We start from the raw sequence: 16544 nt of genomic DNA, 5'->3' as shown, positions 1-16544 counted from the left end.
GATCAACATCACGTTGCTCGTTAGCGGGAGGCGAATTCTACAGCGTTACAACCTGCTGTCAACTACCTTTTTCACCGCTTTCGATCAACTTCATCGAAACCCCTTCCGAGCCAACTAAACTGTCCAACTCATTGATTACCAAGGAGTTTTTCGTTCCGTCTGCGCCAGAAGAGGTGCGAATTATAGAGAGATTCGAGAGGCCGTCAACCCTTAATTTCACTAAAGTGTCATATCTTTCTGAAACACCCTGAAACACAGGGGGAGCCTGGCGCCTCCCCCTCTTTTAGAGACGACTACTTACAGGCTGGGAAAGGCGAACTGCGAAGCTTCATGGCTTGCACGCTGCGGCCAACGCTGGGTAATTGCCTTGCGACGCGTATAGAACCGCACGCCATCAGGACCATACGCATGCAGATCGCCGAACAGTGAACGCTTCCAGCCGCCGAAGCTGTGATAAGCAACCGGCACAGGCAAAGGCACGTTAACCCCAACCATACCCACTTCAATCTCGTCGCAGAACAAACGCGCAGCTTCACCGTCACGGGTAAAGATGCAGGTGCCATTACCGTATTCATGATCATTGATCAGTTGCATGGCCTGCTCGAGACTGGCAACCCGCACGATGCACAGCACCGGGCCGAAGATCTCTTCTTTATAGATACGCATCTCTGGCGTCACCTGATCGAACAGGCAACCGCCCATAAAGAAGCCGTCTTCATTACCAGCAACACTCAAGCCACGACCATCAACGACCAGCTTGGCGCCTGCTTGCACACCGTCTTCTATATAGCCACTTACTTTGTCGCGATGCTGGCCGGTGACCAGAGGCCCCATATCCAGACCACACGTTGTACCGGCGCCGATTTTCAGCGAAGCGATCTGAGGCACCAATTTGGCCACCAGAGCATCGGCAATCTGATCCCCCACACACACGGCAACTGAAATCGCCATGCAGCGCTCACCGCACGAACCGTAAGCAGCGCCCATCAAGGCACTGACGGCGTTGTCCAGATCTGCATCCGGCATCAGCACCGCATGGTTTTTCGCGCCGCCCAACGCTTGCACTCGTTTGCCACGTGCAGCGCCTTCTTTATAGATGTACTCGGCGATTGGAGTTGAGCCCACAAAACTGAGCGCTTTGACTTCCGGCGCTTCGATCAGTGCATCCACCGCAGCCTTGTCGCCATGAACGACATTGAGCACTCCCTTGGGCAAACCAGCCTCATGCAGCAGCTGTGCGATCAGCAACGTAGAGCTTGGATCGCGCTCTGACGGCTTGAGAATGAAGCAGTTGCCGCAAGCGATCGCCAGGGGGTACATCCACAGCGGGACCATGGCCGGAAAATTGAACGGCGTAATACCGGCAACGACACCTAGCGGCTGGAAATCGGACCATGCATCAATATTCGGGCCGACGTTGCGACTGTACTCACCCTTTAGAATTTCAGGAGCCGCACAAGCGTACTCGACGTTTTCGATACCACGCTTGAGCTCACCCGCAGCGTCTTCGAGCGTCTTGCCGTGCTCTTCACTGATCAGTTGCGCAATGCGGCCTTCGTTCTGCTCCAGCAGTTGCTTGAAGCGAAACATAACCTGTGCACGTTTTGCTGGTGGCGTATTGCGCCAGGCGGGGAACGCTGCCTTGGCCGAATCGATGGCTTGCTGCACGGTTTCGCGGCTGGCCAGTGAAACCTTATGGATGGCCTGACCAGTCGACGGGTTGAACACGTCAGCAGTGCGACCGTTGTCGCTGACCAGTTGGCCATCGATCAAGTGTTGGATGGTGCTCATGAAATGACTCCAAAGCAGGCGCGAACAACTCCGCGCCCGTCATCTATATAGAAGAGATTGGTCAGTCGACCTGATTCAGCGCTTCGCCCACCGCGTCGAACAAACGGTCCAGGTCTTGCGGCTTGCTGTTGAAGGTTGGTCCGAACTGCAAAGTGTCACCGCCAAAACGAACATAGAAACCAGCTTTCCAGAGCTTCATGCCTGCCTCGAAAGGTCGCACGATTGCATCGCCATCGCGTGGAGCAATCTGGATAGCACCAGCCAGACCATAGTTACGAATGTCGACGACGTTCTTCGTACCTTTGATGCCGTGCAGCGCGCTTTCGAAATGCGGCGCCACTTCGGCCGCCTGCTGTACAAGGTTTTCCCGTTGCAGCAGATCGAGCGCCGCGATACCGGCCGCACACGCAACAGGGTGTGCCGAATAGGTATAACCATGCGGGAATTCAACGGCGTATTCAGGCGTCGGTTGATTCATGAACGTCTGATAGATTTCGCCGCTGGCAATCACTGCCCCCATCGGAATCGCGCCATTGGTGACTTGCTTGGCGATGCACATCAGATCAGGCGTCACGCCGAAGCTTTCGGCACCGAACATGGATCCGGTACGACCAAAGCCGGTGATGACCTCGTCGAAGATCAGCAGAATGTTGTGCTGATCGCAGATTTCCCGGAGGCGTTTGAGATAACCCTGAGGCGGAACAATCACACCCGCTGAGCCAGCCATCGGCTCGACGATAACCGCTGCAATGTTCGACGCATCATGCAACTCAATCAGCTTGAGCATCTCATCAGCCAACGCGATACCGCCAGCCTCCGGCATGCCTTTGGAATAGGCGTTGCTGGCCAGCAAGGTATGGGGCAGATGATCCACGTCCATCAACTGGCCAAACATTTTACGGTTGCCGTTAACCCCGCCCAGGCTGGTACCCGCAACGTTCACGCCGTGGTAACCGCGGGCTCGGCCGATCATTTTGGTTTTGGTCGCCTGCCCTTTCAGCCGCCAGTAAGCCCGCACCATCTTCACTGCGGTATCAGCGCACTCGGAACCTGAGTTGGTGTAGAAAACATGATTGAGGTTACCGGGTGTCAGCTCGGTGATTTTCTCCGCAAGCTGGAAAGACAGCGGATGACCAAACTGGAACGCCGGGGAGTAATCCAGAATGCCCAGTTGTTTGGAAACCGCTTCCTGAATTTCCTTGCGCGTATGACCCGCCCCACAGGTCCACAGACCGGACAATGCATCGTAGATCTTGCGACCCTTGTCATCTGTCAGGTAACTGCCCTGTGCCGCAACGATCAGACGTGGATCTCGCTGGAAATTGCGATTGGCTGTGTAGGGCATCCAATGAGCATCAAGCTTCAATTGGCTGGCAATAGACATCTCGGACGACTCGAAACTGTTCATCGAAATGGACCTCGCTGGGGCGCTGGGCGGTAGACGGAATGCAAATACTTGATGCAGCTACGGTGCCACGGGGATAAAGTCGTGAAAACTCAACTTTTACGATCTTTAGTTAGCCGATTACTAAACTATGAGCAGTCGTCGCCCCGATCCACTGGCACAAGTCAGCGACTTTGATATTCGATTGCTGCGCATCTTTCGAAGCGTAGTCGAATCAGGCGGGTTCTCCGCCGCTGAAAGCGCGCTAGGCATAGGCCGCTCAGCTATCAGTCAGCAAATGAGCGATCTTGAGCAGCGGCTGGGCTTGCGCCTTTGCCAGCGAGGTCGCGCCGGTTTTTCGTTGACCGAAGAAGGCCGAGAGGTCTATCAGTCTTCGTTACAGCTGCTGGGTGCGCTGGAAAGCTTCCGCACCGAAGTGAACGGACTGCACCAGCATTTGCGTGGGGAGTTGAACATCGGTCTGACCGACAACCTCGTTACCCTGCCTCATATGCGCATCACCCATGCACTCGCCCAGTTGAAAGAGCGCGGACCTGACGTGCACATCAACATCCGCATGATTGCTCCCAATGAAGTCGAACAAGGCGTGCTCGATGGACGCTTGCACGTCGGCGTTGTGCCTCAGGCCAGCGCCTTGTCAGGGCTTGAGTATCAGCCGCTGTACAGCGAGCGGTCGTTGCTTTACTGCGCAGTGGGTCATCCGCTCTTCTATATGGAAGACGCTGCGCTGGATGATGAACGACTCGCTGAACAGGACGCCATTGCGCCGACATTCAGACTCCCTGCGGACATTCAGGCCCATTATCAGGCACTCAATTGCACTGCTAGCGCATCCGACCGGGAAGGCATGGCTTTTCTGATTCTGACGGGTCGCTACATCGGCTACCTGCCCGACCACTACGCAAGCTTTTGGGTACAACAGGGCCGACTGCGGGCATTGAAGCCCTCCTCCCGTTTTTATGACCTGAGCCTTGTTTCAGTAACCCGCAAGGGACGCCGCCCCCATTTGGTGCTGGAGAGCTTTCTGCAGACGCTGGCTGCTACACGCTGAGACATTTGCCCAGCGGCAAACCCACGACCTCTAAGAGTGAGCTTGCTCGCGATAGCGTCGATTCATCACATGAATTCTTCGACCATGAGATCGAATCGCGAGCAAGCTCACTCCTACAGGTCTGGGTTTGCTGCGCGACTGCGCCGTGCCGTGGACACCGAGGTGCGACTAAAGGTATTCGCTAAACACTAGCCCTCAAAATTCCTGAGCACTTGGACAGCTTTTTGCACAGTGGATGTATCAGACGTCCATTGAGAGCACGACATGCAGCCCGACGCCTCACCCAGCAGCGATCTCATTTATGGTCTGGATGATCGCCCCAAACCATTACCGGCGACACTGGCCGCGCTGCAGCATGTGCTTGCCAGCTTCGTCGGCATCATCACACCGCCATTGGTGATCGGCTCGGCGCTCGGCCTGGGGGCGTACATCCCTTACCTGATTAGCATGGCGTTGATGGTTTCAGGCGTAGGTACTTTCATCCAGGCACGTCGGCCATTCGGCATTGGTGCAGGGATGATCTGCCTGCAAGGCACCAGCTTTGCCTTCCTCGGTGCCGTATTGTCCGCGGGTTTTCTGGTCAAGCAACGCGGTGGTAGCCCTGAAGACATTCTGGCAATGATCTTCGGCGTCTGTTTCTTCGGCGCGCTGGTGCAGATTGTCTTGAGCCGCTTTATTGGCCAACTGCGCAGAGTCATCACGCCCCTGGTGACCGGCATCGTGATTACCCTGATCGGCGTCAGCCTGATCAAGGTCGGCGTGACCGACCTTGGCGGAGGCTTCAATGCGCCTGATTTCGGCGAGCCACTGAATCTGGCACTTGGCGGCTTCGTGCTGGCCGTGATCATTTTGCTTAACCGCTCGAATATCCCGTGGATACGTTTGTCGGCAATTATCATCGGCCTCGCTGTTGGTAGCCTGGCGGCGTGGTTCAGCGGCAAGCTGGTCCCTCACGCCGTCAGTGACTTACCCCTGATCAGCGTCCCCGTCCCATTCCGGTTTGGCTTTGCCTTTGACTGGACCGCATTCCTGCCGGTCGCGCTTATCTATCTGATCAGTACCATCGAAACAGTGGGCGACCTGACAGCCAACTGCATGCTCGCAAAAAAGCCTATCAGCGGCCCGAGCTACATCGCCAGGCTAAAAGGTGGCGTGCTGGGCGATGGAGTTAGCTGCATGATCGCCGCGACTTTCAGCGCATTTCCCAATACGACTTTCGCGCAGAACAACGGGGTCATTCAGCTCACCGGTGTGGCCAGCCGTTATGTCGGCCTGTACATAGGCGCAGTGCTGTTCATGCTCGGGCTGTTCCCGACCATTGGCGCATTACTGCAGCAGATCCCCAAACCGGTTCTCGGCGGCGCGACGCTGGTGATGTTCGGAAGCGTTGCGGCTGCGGGCGTACGTATTCTGGCCCAGGCTCCGCTGGACCGACGCAGCATGCTGATTATCGCGACCTCATTTGGTGTCGGCCTGGGTATCGCCGCGCAACCGGCACTGCTGCATCATCTGCCTAAATTGGTACAAAACCTGTTTGACTCGGCGATTACCAGCGGTGGCATCACCGCCATTGTCATGTGCTTTCTTCTGCCGGAGGACAAAACCAGTGTCGCCGGTACAAAATCTGCAACCGAAGGCGAACCATCGACGCACTGAATCCTGACGATGCCGAGCGCTTATTGCTTTGCCTTGCCGATACTTGTCGGATCAGCAGGGTTGCGTTATCTGTTCAGCATTGCACCCCATGATCTGTCCGGAACTGCCCCATGATCCTTGAAGTCCCAGCGCACAGTACTCACAGCATAAAGCCGGCCAGCCGCATTCGTCAGAAGAATGAAGAGGCCATTATCAAAGCTGCAGAAGATGAATTCGCCCGCCACGGCTTCAAAGGCACCAGCATGAATACCATTGCGCTGAACGCCGGGCTGCCCAAGGCCAATCTTCATTACTACTTCACTAACAAGCTCGGGCTGTACGTTGCAGTACTCAGCAACATCCTCGAACTGTGGGACAGCACCTTCAACAACCTTACCGTCGAGGACGACCCGGCGCTGGCGCTAAGCCAATACATACGAGCCAAGATGGAGTTCTCTCGCCGACAGCCCCAGGCTTCGCGGATTTTCGCGATGGAGATCATCAGCGGTGGCGAATGCCTCAACCAATACTTCAGCCAGGATTACCAGGCCTGGTTCCAAGGCCGAGCCTCGGTTTTCCAGGCCTGGATCGATGCAGGCAAAATGGACCCTGTGGACCCGGTCCACCTGATTTTCCTGCTGTGGGGCAGCACTCAACATTACGCCGACTTTGCCACGCAAATCTGCCAGGTGACCGGACGTACCCGCTTGACCAAGCAAGATATGGAGGTTGCGGGCGATAATCTCATTCGCATCATCCTCAAGGGTTGCGGCCTGACGCCTCCAGGCGCTTAACTGGCGCAATCTGTTTACAGCTGGAACCCACGCATGCCCTTTACTCTGGTTGGCCCTTGTGAATTTCGCGAAGAGATTCGCAAGAGCCGCTTTATTACCCTTGCCGCGCCGATCACTAGTGCCGCTGACGCACAAGCGTTTATCGAGCAGAACAGCGACCTCAACGCGACCCATAACTGCTGGGCGTGGAAACTGGCCGATCAATACCGTAGCAATGACGACGGTGAACCTGGTGGCACGGCGGGCCGACCGATTCTGGCAGCCATCGAGGCTCAGGAATTCGATCAGGTCGTGGTCCTGGTGATTCGATGGTACGGCGGCATTCAACTGGGTACCGGCGGCCTCGCCCGAGCCTACGGTGGCGGAGCAAACAAATGCCTGCAACAGGCGGAACGCCTGCCTCTGATCACTCGCGTACAACTCAATTTGTCCTGCAGCTTCAGCGAATTGGCCCTGGTAAAGCTGCGGCTTGCCGAGCTGAACGGATTGGTACAGCACGAAGACTTCACCGCCAATGGAGTGGAGCTTGCGATCGCGGTTGGACCTGAACAGGTTGAAACCCTACAGCGGCAGTTGGCGGATTTGAGCCGGGGGCGGATTGTTTTAACTGACTGATACCGAGTTCTCGCACGCCACATGCAGGCTCATTCGGAAGACTCTCTGTGTGTCGACAAGCTGACATGCGAAGCAAATCCTGTAGGAGCTGAGCTTGCTCGCGAAAAGGCTGGACGCGGTTCACTTGGGATCGCGTCCAGCCTTATCGCGAGCAAGCTCAGCTCCCACAGAATCTCCGCGATGGCGTGGGAGCGCAACCGTCGGCCCTACACACAATTACTGTGCATCCGACTGTGGATAAGCTGAGCACATGCGGCTGTAAGCCTTGTAACATGTGGCTTTCAGCCCGCCGATCATTTTTTATACAAATAGGCTTTATAACGACAAAAGCCTCTTTAAAACAGCGCGTTACGACCCGTTATCGCCCGTAGCAACTAACGAGTAGCGGCTTATATCGATGTTTTGAGCTTGCGCACATTTCCTGTGGAACAACCTGTGGATAACAGGTGCAAGGGTCTCGGCGACGCCGAAGCAGCCTGCCCAGACAATGATTGTATGTCTTTCGCTCAATCCGGCTGAGCGATATTGCGCCATGTCACCAGAAATATGCCCCGATCTGGTGCTTTGAGGAGCTTCTAATCCGGTTTCAATCCCCAACAAACGCTGAGCTAGAGTTGTTACGACACAGTAGTTACAAGCATTTTCAAGTTCACCTGAAAAAACCTGACTGCCTGGCCAGGAAATTGCTATATCCACGAGCGATCCTCTTACCTTGAGCCTGTCATGCCAAACCCTGTGACGCCCGCACGCCTGCAACTCCGCGCCATCAGCAAACGCTATCCCGGCTGCCTGGCCAACGACGCAATTGACCTGAATATTGCGCCCGGAGAAATCCACGCCCTGCTCGGCGAAAACGGCGCAGGCAAAAGCACCCTGATGAAAATCATCTACGGCGTAACGCAGCCTGACTCAGGCGAGATCGTCTGGCAGGGACAGGCTCTGAAAATGCGCAATCCAGCCCAGGCCCGAAGCTTGGGCATCGGTATGGTGTTCCAGCATTTCTCGTTGTTCGAAACCCTGACAGTCGCGCAGAACATCGCGCTGGCGATGGGCGGCGCGGCTGGCACGCCCAGACAACTGGAACCAAAAATTCGCGAAGTTTCACAGCGCTATGGCATGGCGGTCGAGCCGCAACGACTTGTCCATAGCCTGTCGATCGGCGAGCGGCAGAAAGTCGAGATCATTCGCTGCCTGATGCAGGACATCCGTCTGCTGATTCTCGATGAACCGACATCCGTGCTTACTCCGCAGGAGGCCGACGAACTATTCGTCACCCTGCGGCGTCTGGCCGAGGAAGGCTGCAGCATTCTTTTCATCAGCCACAAACTGGGTGAGGTCAGGGCCTTGTGCCACAGCGCGACAGTGCTGCGGGGTGGCAAGGTATCCGGACATTGCATCCCGGCCCAGTGTTCTGATCTGGAGCTCGCCCGCTTGATGGTCGGTGACGCTGAAGGCTTGACCGCAAAGTATCCAAAAGTCACAGGCCACAAGCCGTTTCTACAAGTCGAAAAACTCTCTTGGCATAACCCGGATCCCTTCGGGTGTTCTCTGGTCAACATCGACCTTGAAGTGTGCAGCGGCGAGATCGTCGGCATCGCAGGTGTGGCAGGTAACGGCCAGGACGAACTGCTCGCACTGCTCAGCGGCGAACAAACGCTGAGCCATGCGCTGTCCCCTGGTATTCGGTTCGCAGATGCCAACATTGGTCATCTGCGTCCGGATGCGCGCCGTAGAAACGGCCTGGCCTTTGTTCCGGCAGAACGACTGGGCCACGGTGCCGTTCCGGATTTGAGCCTCAGTGATAACGCGCTGCTGACCGCCTTTCAGCAGGGTCTGGTAAGTAATGGCCTGATCCAGCGCGGCAAAGTCCGAAGCCTGGCTGATGAAATCATCAAACGCTTCGCAGTGAAGACACCCGACGCTCAGGCGCCAGCTCGCAGCCTGTCTGGCGGCAACCTGCAAAAATTTATTCTAGGCCGCGAAATCCTCCAGAACCCTAAGCTGTTAGTCGCCGCGCACCCGACCTGGGGAGTCGATGTGGGGGCCGCTGCAGCGATTCATCGCGCGTTGATTGCCTTGCGCGATGCAGGCGCCGCGATTCTGGTGATATCAGAAGACCTCGACGAACTGTTCCAGATAAGCGACCGCCTTGCGGCACTGAGCAGCGGCAGGCTCTCCCCTCTCGTGGCGACCGGGCAGACTTCGCTCGCGCAAGTCGGCGGTTGGATGGCCGGTGAATTCGATGCTCCGCCTGGCACTCAACCTCAATTCCAAGCCGCCGCGCTTAATTAACGGAGTTTCCGATGCTGCTTTCTCTGGAACCGCGCGGGCAACAATCGCGAGCCATGCTGTGGTTTTCACCACTGCTGGCCGCTGTATTGACCCTCATCTGCGGCTCATTACTGTTTATCGCCTTGGGCCTGGACCCTTTACTTACTCTGCATACTTTGCTGATTGCTCCAGTCAGTGACTGGTATGGCGTATCCGAATTAATGGTCAAGGCGCTGCCCATTCTGCTCTGCGCCCTGGGTCTGGCGGTGGCTTATCAAGCGCGGATCTGGAACATCGGTGCCGAAGGCCAGCTGTTGATGGGCGCACTGGCGGGTAGTGCACTGGCGGTCAACATCATTGGCATGGAAAGCCGCTGGGCGCTGGTGCTGGTTCTGCTGGTTGGCACGCTCGGTGGTGCCGCATGGGCCGGCTTGACCGCGTGGCTGCGCACCCATTTCAACGCCAATGAAATCCTGACCAGCATCATGCTCAATTACATCGCGCTGAACCTCCTTTTGTTTTTCGTACATGGGCCGCTGAAGGACCCGGCCGGGATGAATTTTCCGGAGTCGGCAATGTTCGGTGACGCCAGCCGCTTACCCCTGCTCAGCGAAGATGGCCGCGTACATGCCGGTGTGTACTTCGCCTTGCTGGCATTGGTTGCCGTCTGGGTTCTGTTGCAACGCAGCTTTGTCGGTTTTCAGATCAAGGTGCTGGGGCTGGATAAGCGCGCCGCAGGCTTTGTGGGCTTTCGCGAGAAACGGCTGGTCTGGCTGGCGTTGATGATCAGCGGCGCGCTGGCCGGCCTGGCTGGAGTCAGCGAAGTTGCAGGCCCGATTGGTCAACTGGTCCCGCAAGTGTCGCCGGGTTATGGCTACGCAGCGATTACCGTAGCGTTCCTTGGCCGCCTCAATCCAATCGGTATTTTGTTCGCCAGCTTGCTGATGGCGCTGCTGTACCTGGGCGGCGAAAACGCGCAGATGGCGCTGAATTTACCTCAAGCCATCACTCAACTGTTTCAGGGCATGATGCTGTTCTTCCTGCTGGCTTGTGATGTGTTGATCCTTTATCGCCCACGCCTGAAAGCGCGCTGGGCAAAACGTCAGATGGCACCCGTTGCCACGGGAGCCGTGTGATGGATATCGATCTGCTGAGCAATATTTTCTTCGCCATGGTGCGCTGCGGAACGCCACTGCTATTGGTTGCACTGGGTGAGCTGATCTGCGAAAAAAGCGGCGTCCTCAACCTGGGGCAGGAAGGCATGATGCTGTTTGGGGCAGTGATCGGCTTCATTATTGCCCTGAGCACCGGCAATCTTTGGCTTGGGGTGTTACTGGCGATGATGGCGGGCATGCTGCTATCGGGTTTGTTCGCAGTGGTCGCACTGGTTTTCAATGCCAATCAGGTAGCAACAGGGTTGGCGCTGACTATCTTTGGCGTCGGCTTGTCGAGCTTTGTCGGCGCTGCCTGGGTGGGTAAACCCCTGCAAGGTTTCGAGCCGATTCTGATCCCCTACCTGAGCGATATCCCGCTGATTGGTCGCATGCTGTTCGCTCAGGACATTCTGGTTTACCTGTCCTTTGCACTGTTTGCGCTGGTGGCCTGGGCACTGCTGAAAAGCCGCGTGGGCCTGATTATCCAGGCAGTCGGCGAAAACCCGGACGCGGCCAGCGCCATGGGCTTGCCCGTTTTGCGGGTGAGAACACTGGCAGTATTGTTCGGCGGCGCAATGGCTGGCCTGGCGGGTGCCTATCTGTCGTTGGCGTACACACCGATGTGGGCAGAGAACATGAGCGCCGGCCGCGGCTGGATCGCCCTGGCTTTGGTTGTATTCGCCAGTTGGCGAGTATGGCGGCTGCTGTTGGGCGCGTACCTGTTTGGCCTCGCCAGCATCCTGCACTTGGTTGCTCAGGGTATCGGCCTGGCGATCCCGTCCAATCTGCTGGCGATGCTGCCGTATGTAGCGACCATCGTTGTATTGGTGCTGCTATCGCGCAATGCCCTGCGCACCCGGCTCTATGCTCCGGTCTCACTGGGACAACCCTGGCAGGCCGGGCATTAAAGCAGCGCTGAAAAAAATGATGCTGTAGGAGCGACCGGGGTGGCGCTCCTACAGTTGCTTGTTAATCGAGCGGACCGGTAATAACTGCATCACCGCCCACATCAACTCCATGATCAGAAATCCCGCCAGCAACCACGTTGCTCCCTGTAGCAGGGCATATGTCTGCCAGGTCGCGAACATCAAGCGACCTACCGCGTCATAACGTCCGAAAACCTGTTGCGGATCGCGGATCCGTAGCATTGACCAGACGCACACAATCGACCCCAGCAAATTGGCCATCAACATATGCATGGGTTCGAACGGTGGCAGCGTGCCAGGTAGACTCCAGGCCTGACTCAAGCTGGATAAAAGCCCATGCATCGCGACGAAACTCCAGGGCGTGACAAACGCTGCCGTAACAATAAGGTCGTACCAGCCGCTAGCCCGGACCACATGTTGATAGTGTTGCGGTTGCCACATGAAATCTCTCCTGTTGATTGAATGTTCCAACAGGCTAAAGGCTGGAGTACGCTCCACGGTCAATCCCAGGGAACGGAAATATGCGCATTGGTGAACTGGCTCAAGCCACCGCCGTCAGCCGCGATACGCTGAGGTTCTATGAGCAGCGCGGTTTGATTGCCGCGCAACGCAGCGCAAATGGCTATCGGCACTATCCTGCAGAGATGGTGCAACTGGTGCAGTTCATCAAAACCGCACAGCGTCTGGGCTTCAGCCTGAACGAAATCGGCCATAGCGTTGCCGAACTCTGGAAAGCACCGGCACCCGATATGGCGATTACTCAGCTACTGCGGGACAAACTCGCACTGGTCGAAACCCGCATCGCCGAACTCGGTGAATTGCGCAACGAATTACAGGACCGGCTGGGCCGAAGTTGCCCGCTAAATCCCTCATAACGCTGTTCAGGAGAACATTTTGTCCACTCAAAAAACTGCACTGATCATCGGCGCCTCTCGCGGCATTGGCCTGGGGCTGGTCAAACGACTGACTGAACAAAACTGGAAGGTCATTGCCACCGTTCGCGACCCACAAAAAGCGACTGATCTCAAAGCCATCTCTGGCGTCCGCATCGAAACCCTCGACATGGATGACGTCGCCTCTCTCGATGCCTTGAAAAACACGCTGCAAGGACAGGTCTTTGATTCAGTGGTCATCAACGCCGGGATCATGGGACCCAAGCCGCAAAACGCCGAGCAGGTGACTACAACTGACTTGGCACAACTGTTCCTCACCAACGCCATTGCGCCTATCCGCCTGGCGGAGCGTCTTGTCCCGCAAATAGCCCCTGGCACGGGTGTCCTGGCCTTTATGAGCTCCAGATTTGGCAGCGTTACCTGCCCGGATGGTGCAGATGCCGTGCTGTACAAAGCGAGCAAAGCGGCGCTGAACTCTCTGACCAACAGTTTCGTGCTGCAGCTGCCCGAACCTCGCCCCACCGTTTTGTCCTTGCACCCGGGCTGGGTCAAAACCGAGATGGGTGGCGAGAGTGCGGCTATCGATGTTGAAACCAGCACTCTCGGGCTGGTGGAACAACTCGATGCTTACGCCGGTAAAGGCGGGCATTATTTTGTGGATTACAAGGGCGAAACCATTCCGTGGTGAAGTCACTATTAGAACCTCTCGCCAACAAGTTGCCTCCTACCTCACACCGCGCTAACCGGTAGGAGCGAACTTGTTCGCGAAGCGTCAGACCTGAATCACCGCGTATAACCCTGTCGCCAACAAGTTGCCTCCTACCTGACACGGCCCTAACCGGCAGGAGCGAACTTGTTCGCGAGGCGGCAGACCTGAATCACCGCGTATAACCCTGTCGCCAACAAGTTGCCTCCTACCTCACACCGCGCTAGCCGGTAGGAGCGAACTTGTTCGCGAGGCGGCAAACTTGAATCACGCATAGAACCTCTCGCCAACGAGTTGGCTGCTACAGGGATTCACAGGTAGAATCCCGGCCTCGCCGACGCTGCAAAACGCCGGCGACCCTGGATCAGCAGACAGGGCAACACTGAGCTGGCTAACCTGAACCTGTCTTTCAGAGGAGCCGGCACAATGCCCGCGATCCGTATCTGGTTGAAAAATCCCCTTGCCGCTTTCACTGCCAACGACCTCGATGCCCGAGGCGGCCTGGTCATTGAAAATGGCGTTATCGCCGAACTACTTGGCGCCGGTCAGTTACCGTCGAGCCCTTGCGATCAAGTGTTCGACGCCCGCGAGCATGTGCTGCTACCGGGCTTGATCAATACTCATCACCATTTTTATCAAACCCTGACGCGGGCCTGGGCTCCGGTGGTCAATCAGCCACTGTTTCCGTGGCTGAAAACCTTGTATCCGGTCTGGGCGCGTTTGACTCCAGAGAAACTCGCACTGGCCAGCAAAGTTGCGCTGGTCGAGTTGCTGCTGTCGGGATGCACCACAGCGGCGGATCATCATTATCTGTTTCCCGACGGCCTGGAAAACGCCATCGATGTGCAGGTTGAGAGCGTCCGTGAATTGGGAATGCGCGCGATGCTCACCCGAGGCTCGATGAGCCTGGGTGTGGACGACGGGGGGTTACCGCCGCAACAAACCGTGCAGCAAGGTGAGGTCATCCTCGAAGACAGCCAGCGTTTGATCGAGCGCTATCACCAGCGCGGCGCAGGCGCTCAGATACAGATCGCCCTGGCACCCTGCTCACCGTTTTCGGTCACGCCCGAGATCATGCGTGCAAGCGCTGATCTGGCAGACAAACTGGATGTCCGCCTGCACACCCATCTGGCCGAAACTCTGGATGAAGAAGACTTCTGCCTGCAGCGCTTCGGCTTGCGTACTGTCGATTACCTGGACAGCGTCGGCTGGCTGGGACCACGCACCTGGCTCGCCCACGGCATTCATTTCAACCCTGACGAAATCACCCGACTGGGTTCGGCTCGAACAGGTGTCTGTCACTGCCCAAGCTCGAACATGCGCCTGGCTTCCGGCATTTGCCCGACACTGGACTTGATCTCAGCAGGTGCTCCGCTAGGGCTGGGTGTAGACGGCTCGGCCTCCAACGACGCGTCGAACATGATCCTCGAAACGCGGCAGGCACTGTATCTGCAACGCCTTCGTTACGGAGCAGAAAAAATCACTCCGGAGCTCGTGCTTGGCTGGGCCACTAAAGGATCTGCGCAGTTACTCGGCCGAACCGACATCGGCGAACTGGCAGTCGGCAAACAGGCGGATCTGGCGATGTTCAAACTGGATGAACTGCGTTTCTCCGGCAGCCATGATCCAGTATCGGCACTGCTACTGTGCGGTGCCGATCGCGCCGATCGGGTCATGATTGGCGGCCAGTGGCGAGTGATTGATGGGCAGGTGGAAGGCCTTGATTTGAAGGGCTTGATTGCCGATCACAGTCAGGCAGCGCGAGCGTTGATTCGCGGTTGATGGACACATTCCTGCAGGAGCTCACGAGCACCGCGAGGCAGCGATGGCGGCCTGCCTGATACACCGCTATCGCGGCCTCGCGGTGCTCGTGCGCTCCTACAGATCATTCGTTTGCAGCACAGTAGCGCAGTGTGAGTAGCTACAACCCCAACAACGACAGCATGATGAATGTCGCGAACAACACAAAGTGGGTCATGCCCTCTATCGCGTTGGTTTCACCGTCATTGAGGTTGATAGCGCTCACCAGCAAGGTGATGAAAATCATCACCGTCTGCACTGGCGTCATTGCCATCTGGAACGGCTGGCCGCTGTAAAGCGCCATGGCTTCCATGACGGGGACGGTCAGGATAACCGTCGACAGCGACGCACCCAGAGCGATGTTCACCACGGACTGCATACGGTTTGCCAGCGCAGCACGCAAGGCCGTCAGAATTTCGGGCGCGGCAGAAATAGCCGCCACCAGAATCGCAGTCATGACCGGTGGTGCACCTGTGCCTTCAAGGCCCAGGTCGACGGTTTTGGACATCACTTCGGCCAGCGCGCCAATGACGACCACACCCAGCACCAGCGTCCCAATCGAGAGCGTCAGATTGACGGGCTCGCTCTGCGCTTCCGGTTGGTCCTTGCGCTTCTTTTTCTCCGGATAGCTATAGCTGAAGAAGTAACTGTGCGGACCGACCTGCATGCGCAGGAATAGGGTGTAGAGCAAGATCATCGCGCCAATGGTGAACGCCGAATACATCTTCCAGTCGCCTTCGGGGATGAACTCAGGCACCACCATGGAAACGCCCATCGCGGTCAGGATCATCACGCTGTAGGTGCGTGCTGAATCGTCGTTATAGGACTGTTCGCCGTGCTTGATACCGCCCATCAAGGCAGCCAGGCCCAGGATGCCATTGATATCGAGCATCACCGCCGAGTAAATCGTGTCCCGCACCAACGTTGGCGACGGTTCGTTACTCATCATGATCGCCAGGATCACCACTTCCACCAGCACCGCCGAAAGGGTGAGGATCATGGTGCCGTAGGGGTCGCCGACTTTTTCAGCAAGCAACTCGGCATGGTGAGCCACGCGCAATGATGCGCAGACGATAAATCCAACCAACGCAATGCCCGCTGTGAGCGCAATGCCCTGCCCGTTGTTGAGGAACCAGTGCTCAAACGGGTAAGCGACGAACGTTGCCAGAATCGCCAGCAGGAGAAATTTTTCTTGCTTGAGTATTGAGCCCATTACCTGCCTTTAAACCTTCACACATGAACCGTCCGGATAACGCGTTCAAGGCGTTGAGAGTACTGAGTGTAAGCAAAGGTTTCAAAATGGGTGAGATCTGACGTCGCGCATTCCTGTAGGAGCTGCCGAAGGCTGCGAAGCGATCTGCCTGACACGCTGTCGTTCGCAGCCTTCGGCAGCTCCTACAGATCATGGGCGCACCAGTTAGCAGCAACGCTGGGCTGGAATGCACCGTCCGGTGTCGTCTGTATCGTGGGAAAACCTATTACAGATGAAGCCCTGTCATTAAC

15 protein-coding genes are annotated in these 16544 nt (G+C 56.8%); 10 read left to right on the top strand and 5 right to left on the bottom strand.

Features of this window, described 5'->3' with window-relative positions; all coding sequences use genetic code 11:
* Nucleotides 1-297 precede the first annotated feature (297 nt).
* Together ACYASS_RS05165 and aptA are read right to left on the bottom strand one after the other, a co-directional pair.
* Nucleotides 298-1791 carry a CoA-acylating methylmalonate-semialdehyde dehydrogenase gene (locus tag ACYASS_RS05165; RefSeq protein ID WP_099269477.1) on the bottom strand — a complete coding sequence of 498 codons (1494 nt, stop codon included), beginning with the start codon at nt 1789-1791 and terminating at the stop codon, nt 298-300.
* A 61-nt stretch (nt 1792-1852) separates the two neighbouring features.
* Nucleotides 1853-3199, bottom strand: coding sequence for an omega-aminotransferase AptA (aptA, locus tag ACYASS_RS05160; protein ID WP_463585313.1), 1347 nt, complete (start codon nt 3197-3199; stop codon nt 1853-1855).
* A 127-nt stretch (nt 3200-3326) separates the two neighbouring features.
* Here aptA and ACYASS_RS05155 point away from each other — a divergent pair, with 127 nt between their 5' ends.
* From ACYASS_RS05155 to ACYASS_RS05140, 4 genes are all read left to right on the top strand, one after another.
* Nucleotides 3327-4247 (top strand): LysR family transcriptional regulator, encoded by a 921-nt coding sequence (locus ACYASS_RS05155; RefSeq protein WP_243247878.1) that lies wholly within the window; start codon nt 3327-3329, stop codon nt 4245-4247.
* Nucleotides 4248-4511: 264 nt separating this feature from the next.
* On the top strand, nt 4512-5903 hold the full coding sequence (locus tag ACYASS_RS05150) for a uracil-xanthine permease family protein (protein ID WP_463585312.1): 1392 nt from the start codon (nt 4512-4514) through the stop codon (nt 5901-5903).
* A gap of 110 nt (nt 5904-6013) precedes the next feature.
* Nucleotides 6014-6676 (top strand): TetR/AcrR family transcriptional regulator, encoded by a 663-nt coding sequence (locus ACYASS_RS05145; RefSeq protein ID WP_122662582.1) that lies wholly within the window; start codon nt 6014-6016, stop codon nt 6674-6676.
* A gap of 33 nt (nt 6677-6709) precedes the next feature.
* Nucleotides 6710-7291 (top strand): IMPACT family protein, encoded by a 582-nt coding sequence (locus ACYASS_RS05140; protein WP_463585311.1) that lies wholly within the window; start codon nt 6710-6712, stop codon nt 7289-7291.
* A 348-nt stretch (nt 7292-7639) separates the two neighbouring features.
* Here the strand turns inward: ACYASS_RS05140 and ACYASS_RS05135 are convergent, their stop codons facing one another.
* Nucleotides 7640-7987, bottom strand: a complete 348-nt coding sequence (locus ACYASS_RS05135) for a hypothetical protein (RefSeq protein ID WP_463585310.1) — start codon at nt 7985-7987, stop codon at nt 7640-7642.
* A gap of 27 nt (nt 7988-8014) precedes the next feature.
* Here ACYASS_RS05135 and ACYASS_RS05130 point away from each other — a divergent pair, with 27 nt between their 5' ends.
* Genes ACYASS_RS05130 through ACYASS_RS05120 form a run of 3 tightly spaced genes read left to right on the top strand, consistent with a single transcriptional unit; the run spans nt 8015 to nt 11624 of the window.
* Nucleotides 8015-9583, top strand: coding sequence for an ABC transporter ATP-binding protein (locus ACYASS_RS05130; RefSeq protein WP_463585309.1), 1569 nt, complete (start codon nt 8015-8017; stop codon nt 9581-9583).
* An 11-nt stretch (nt 9584-9594) separates the two neighbouring features.
* Nucleotides 9595-10698, top strand: coding sequence for an ABC transporter permease (locus ACYASS_RS05125; protein WP_463585308.1), 1104 nt, complete (start codon nt 9595-9597; stop codon nt 10696-10698).
* Nucleotides 10698-11624 (top strand): ABC transporter permease, encoded by a 927-nt coding sequence (locus tag ACYASS_RS05120; protein WP_095100339.1) that lies wholly within the window; start codon nt 10698-10700, stop codon nt 11622-11624. The genes ACYASS_RS05125 and ACYASS_RS05120 overlap by 1 nt, the downstream gene beginning before the upstream one ends.
* A 48-nt stretch (nt 11625-11672) precedes the next feature.
* Here ACYASS_RS05120 and ACYASS_RS05115 read toward each other — a convergent pair whose 3' ends face one another.
* Nucleotides 11673-12083: a hypothetical protein gene (locus ACYASS_RS05115; RefSeq protein ID WP_463585307.1), complete on the bottom strand. Its 411-nt coding sequence runs from the start codon at nt 12081-12083 to the stop codon at nt 11673-11675.
* Between the two features lie 80 nt (nt 12084-12163).
* Here ACYASS_RS05115 and ACYASS_RS05110 point away from each other — a divergent pair, with 80 nt between their 5' ends.
* The 3 genes from ACYASS_RS05110 (at nt 12164) to ACYASS_RS05100 (ending at nt 15023) form a co-directional block, all read left to right on the top strand.
* Nucleotides 12164-12517 carry a MerR family transcriptional regulator gene (locus tag ACYASS_RS05110; protein ID WP_463585306.1) on the top strand — a complete coding sequence of 118 codons (354 nt, stop codon included), beginning with the start codon at nt 12164-12166 and terminating at the stop codon, nt 12515-12517.
* A gap of 16 nt (nt 12518-12533) precedes the next feature.
* Complete coding sequence (locus ACYASS_RS05105) at nt 12534-13223, top strand: SDR family oxidoreductase (protein WP_463585319.1); 690 nt, start codon at nt 12534-12536, stop codon at nt 13221-13223.
* Nucleotides 13224-13667: 444 nt separating this feature from the next.
* Nucleotides 13668-15023 carry an 8-oxoguanine deaminase gene (locus ACYASS_RS05100; protein WP_463585305.1) on the top strand — a complete coding sequence of 452 codons (1356 nt, stop codon included), beginning with the start codon at nt 13668-13670 and terminating at the stop codon, nt 15021-15023.
* A gap of 139 nt (nt 15024-15162) precedes the next feature.
* Here the strand turns inward: ACYASS_RS05100 and ACYASS_RS05095 are convergent, their stop codons facing one another.
* Nucleotides 15163-16254 carry a calcium:cation antiporter gene (locus ACYASS_RS05095; protein WP_463585304.1) on the bottom strand — a complete coding sequence of 364 codons (1092 nt, stop codon included), beginning with the start codon at nt 16252-16254 and terminating at the stop codon, nt 15163-15165.
* Nucleotides 16255-16544 lie beyond the last annotated feature (290 nt).

It is taken from the genome of Pseudomonas sp. HP_14 (genome assembly GCF_055283875.1).
Note: the sequence above shows the minus strand (reverse complement) of the source record. Positions and strands in the feature narration are given on the sequence as shown.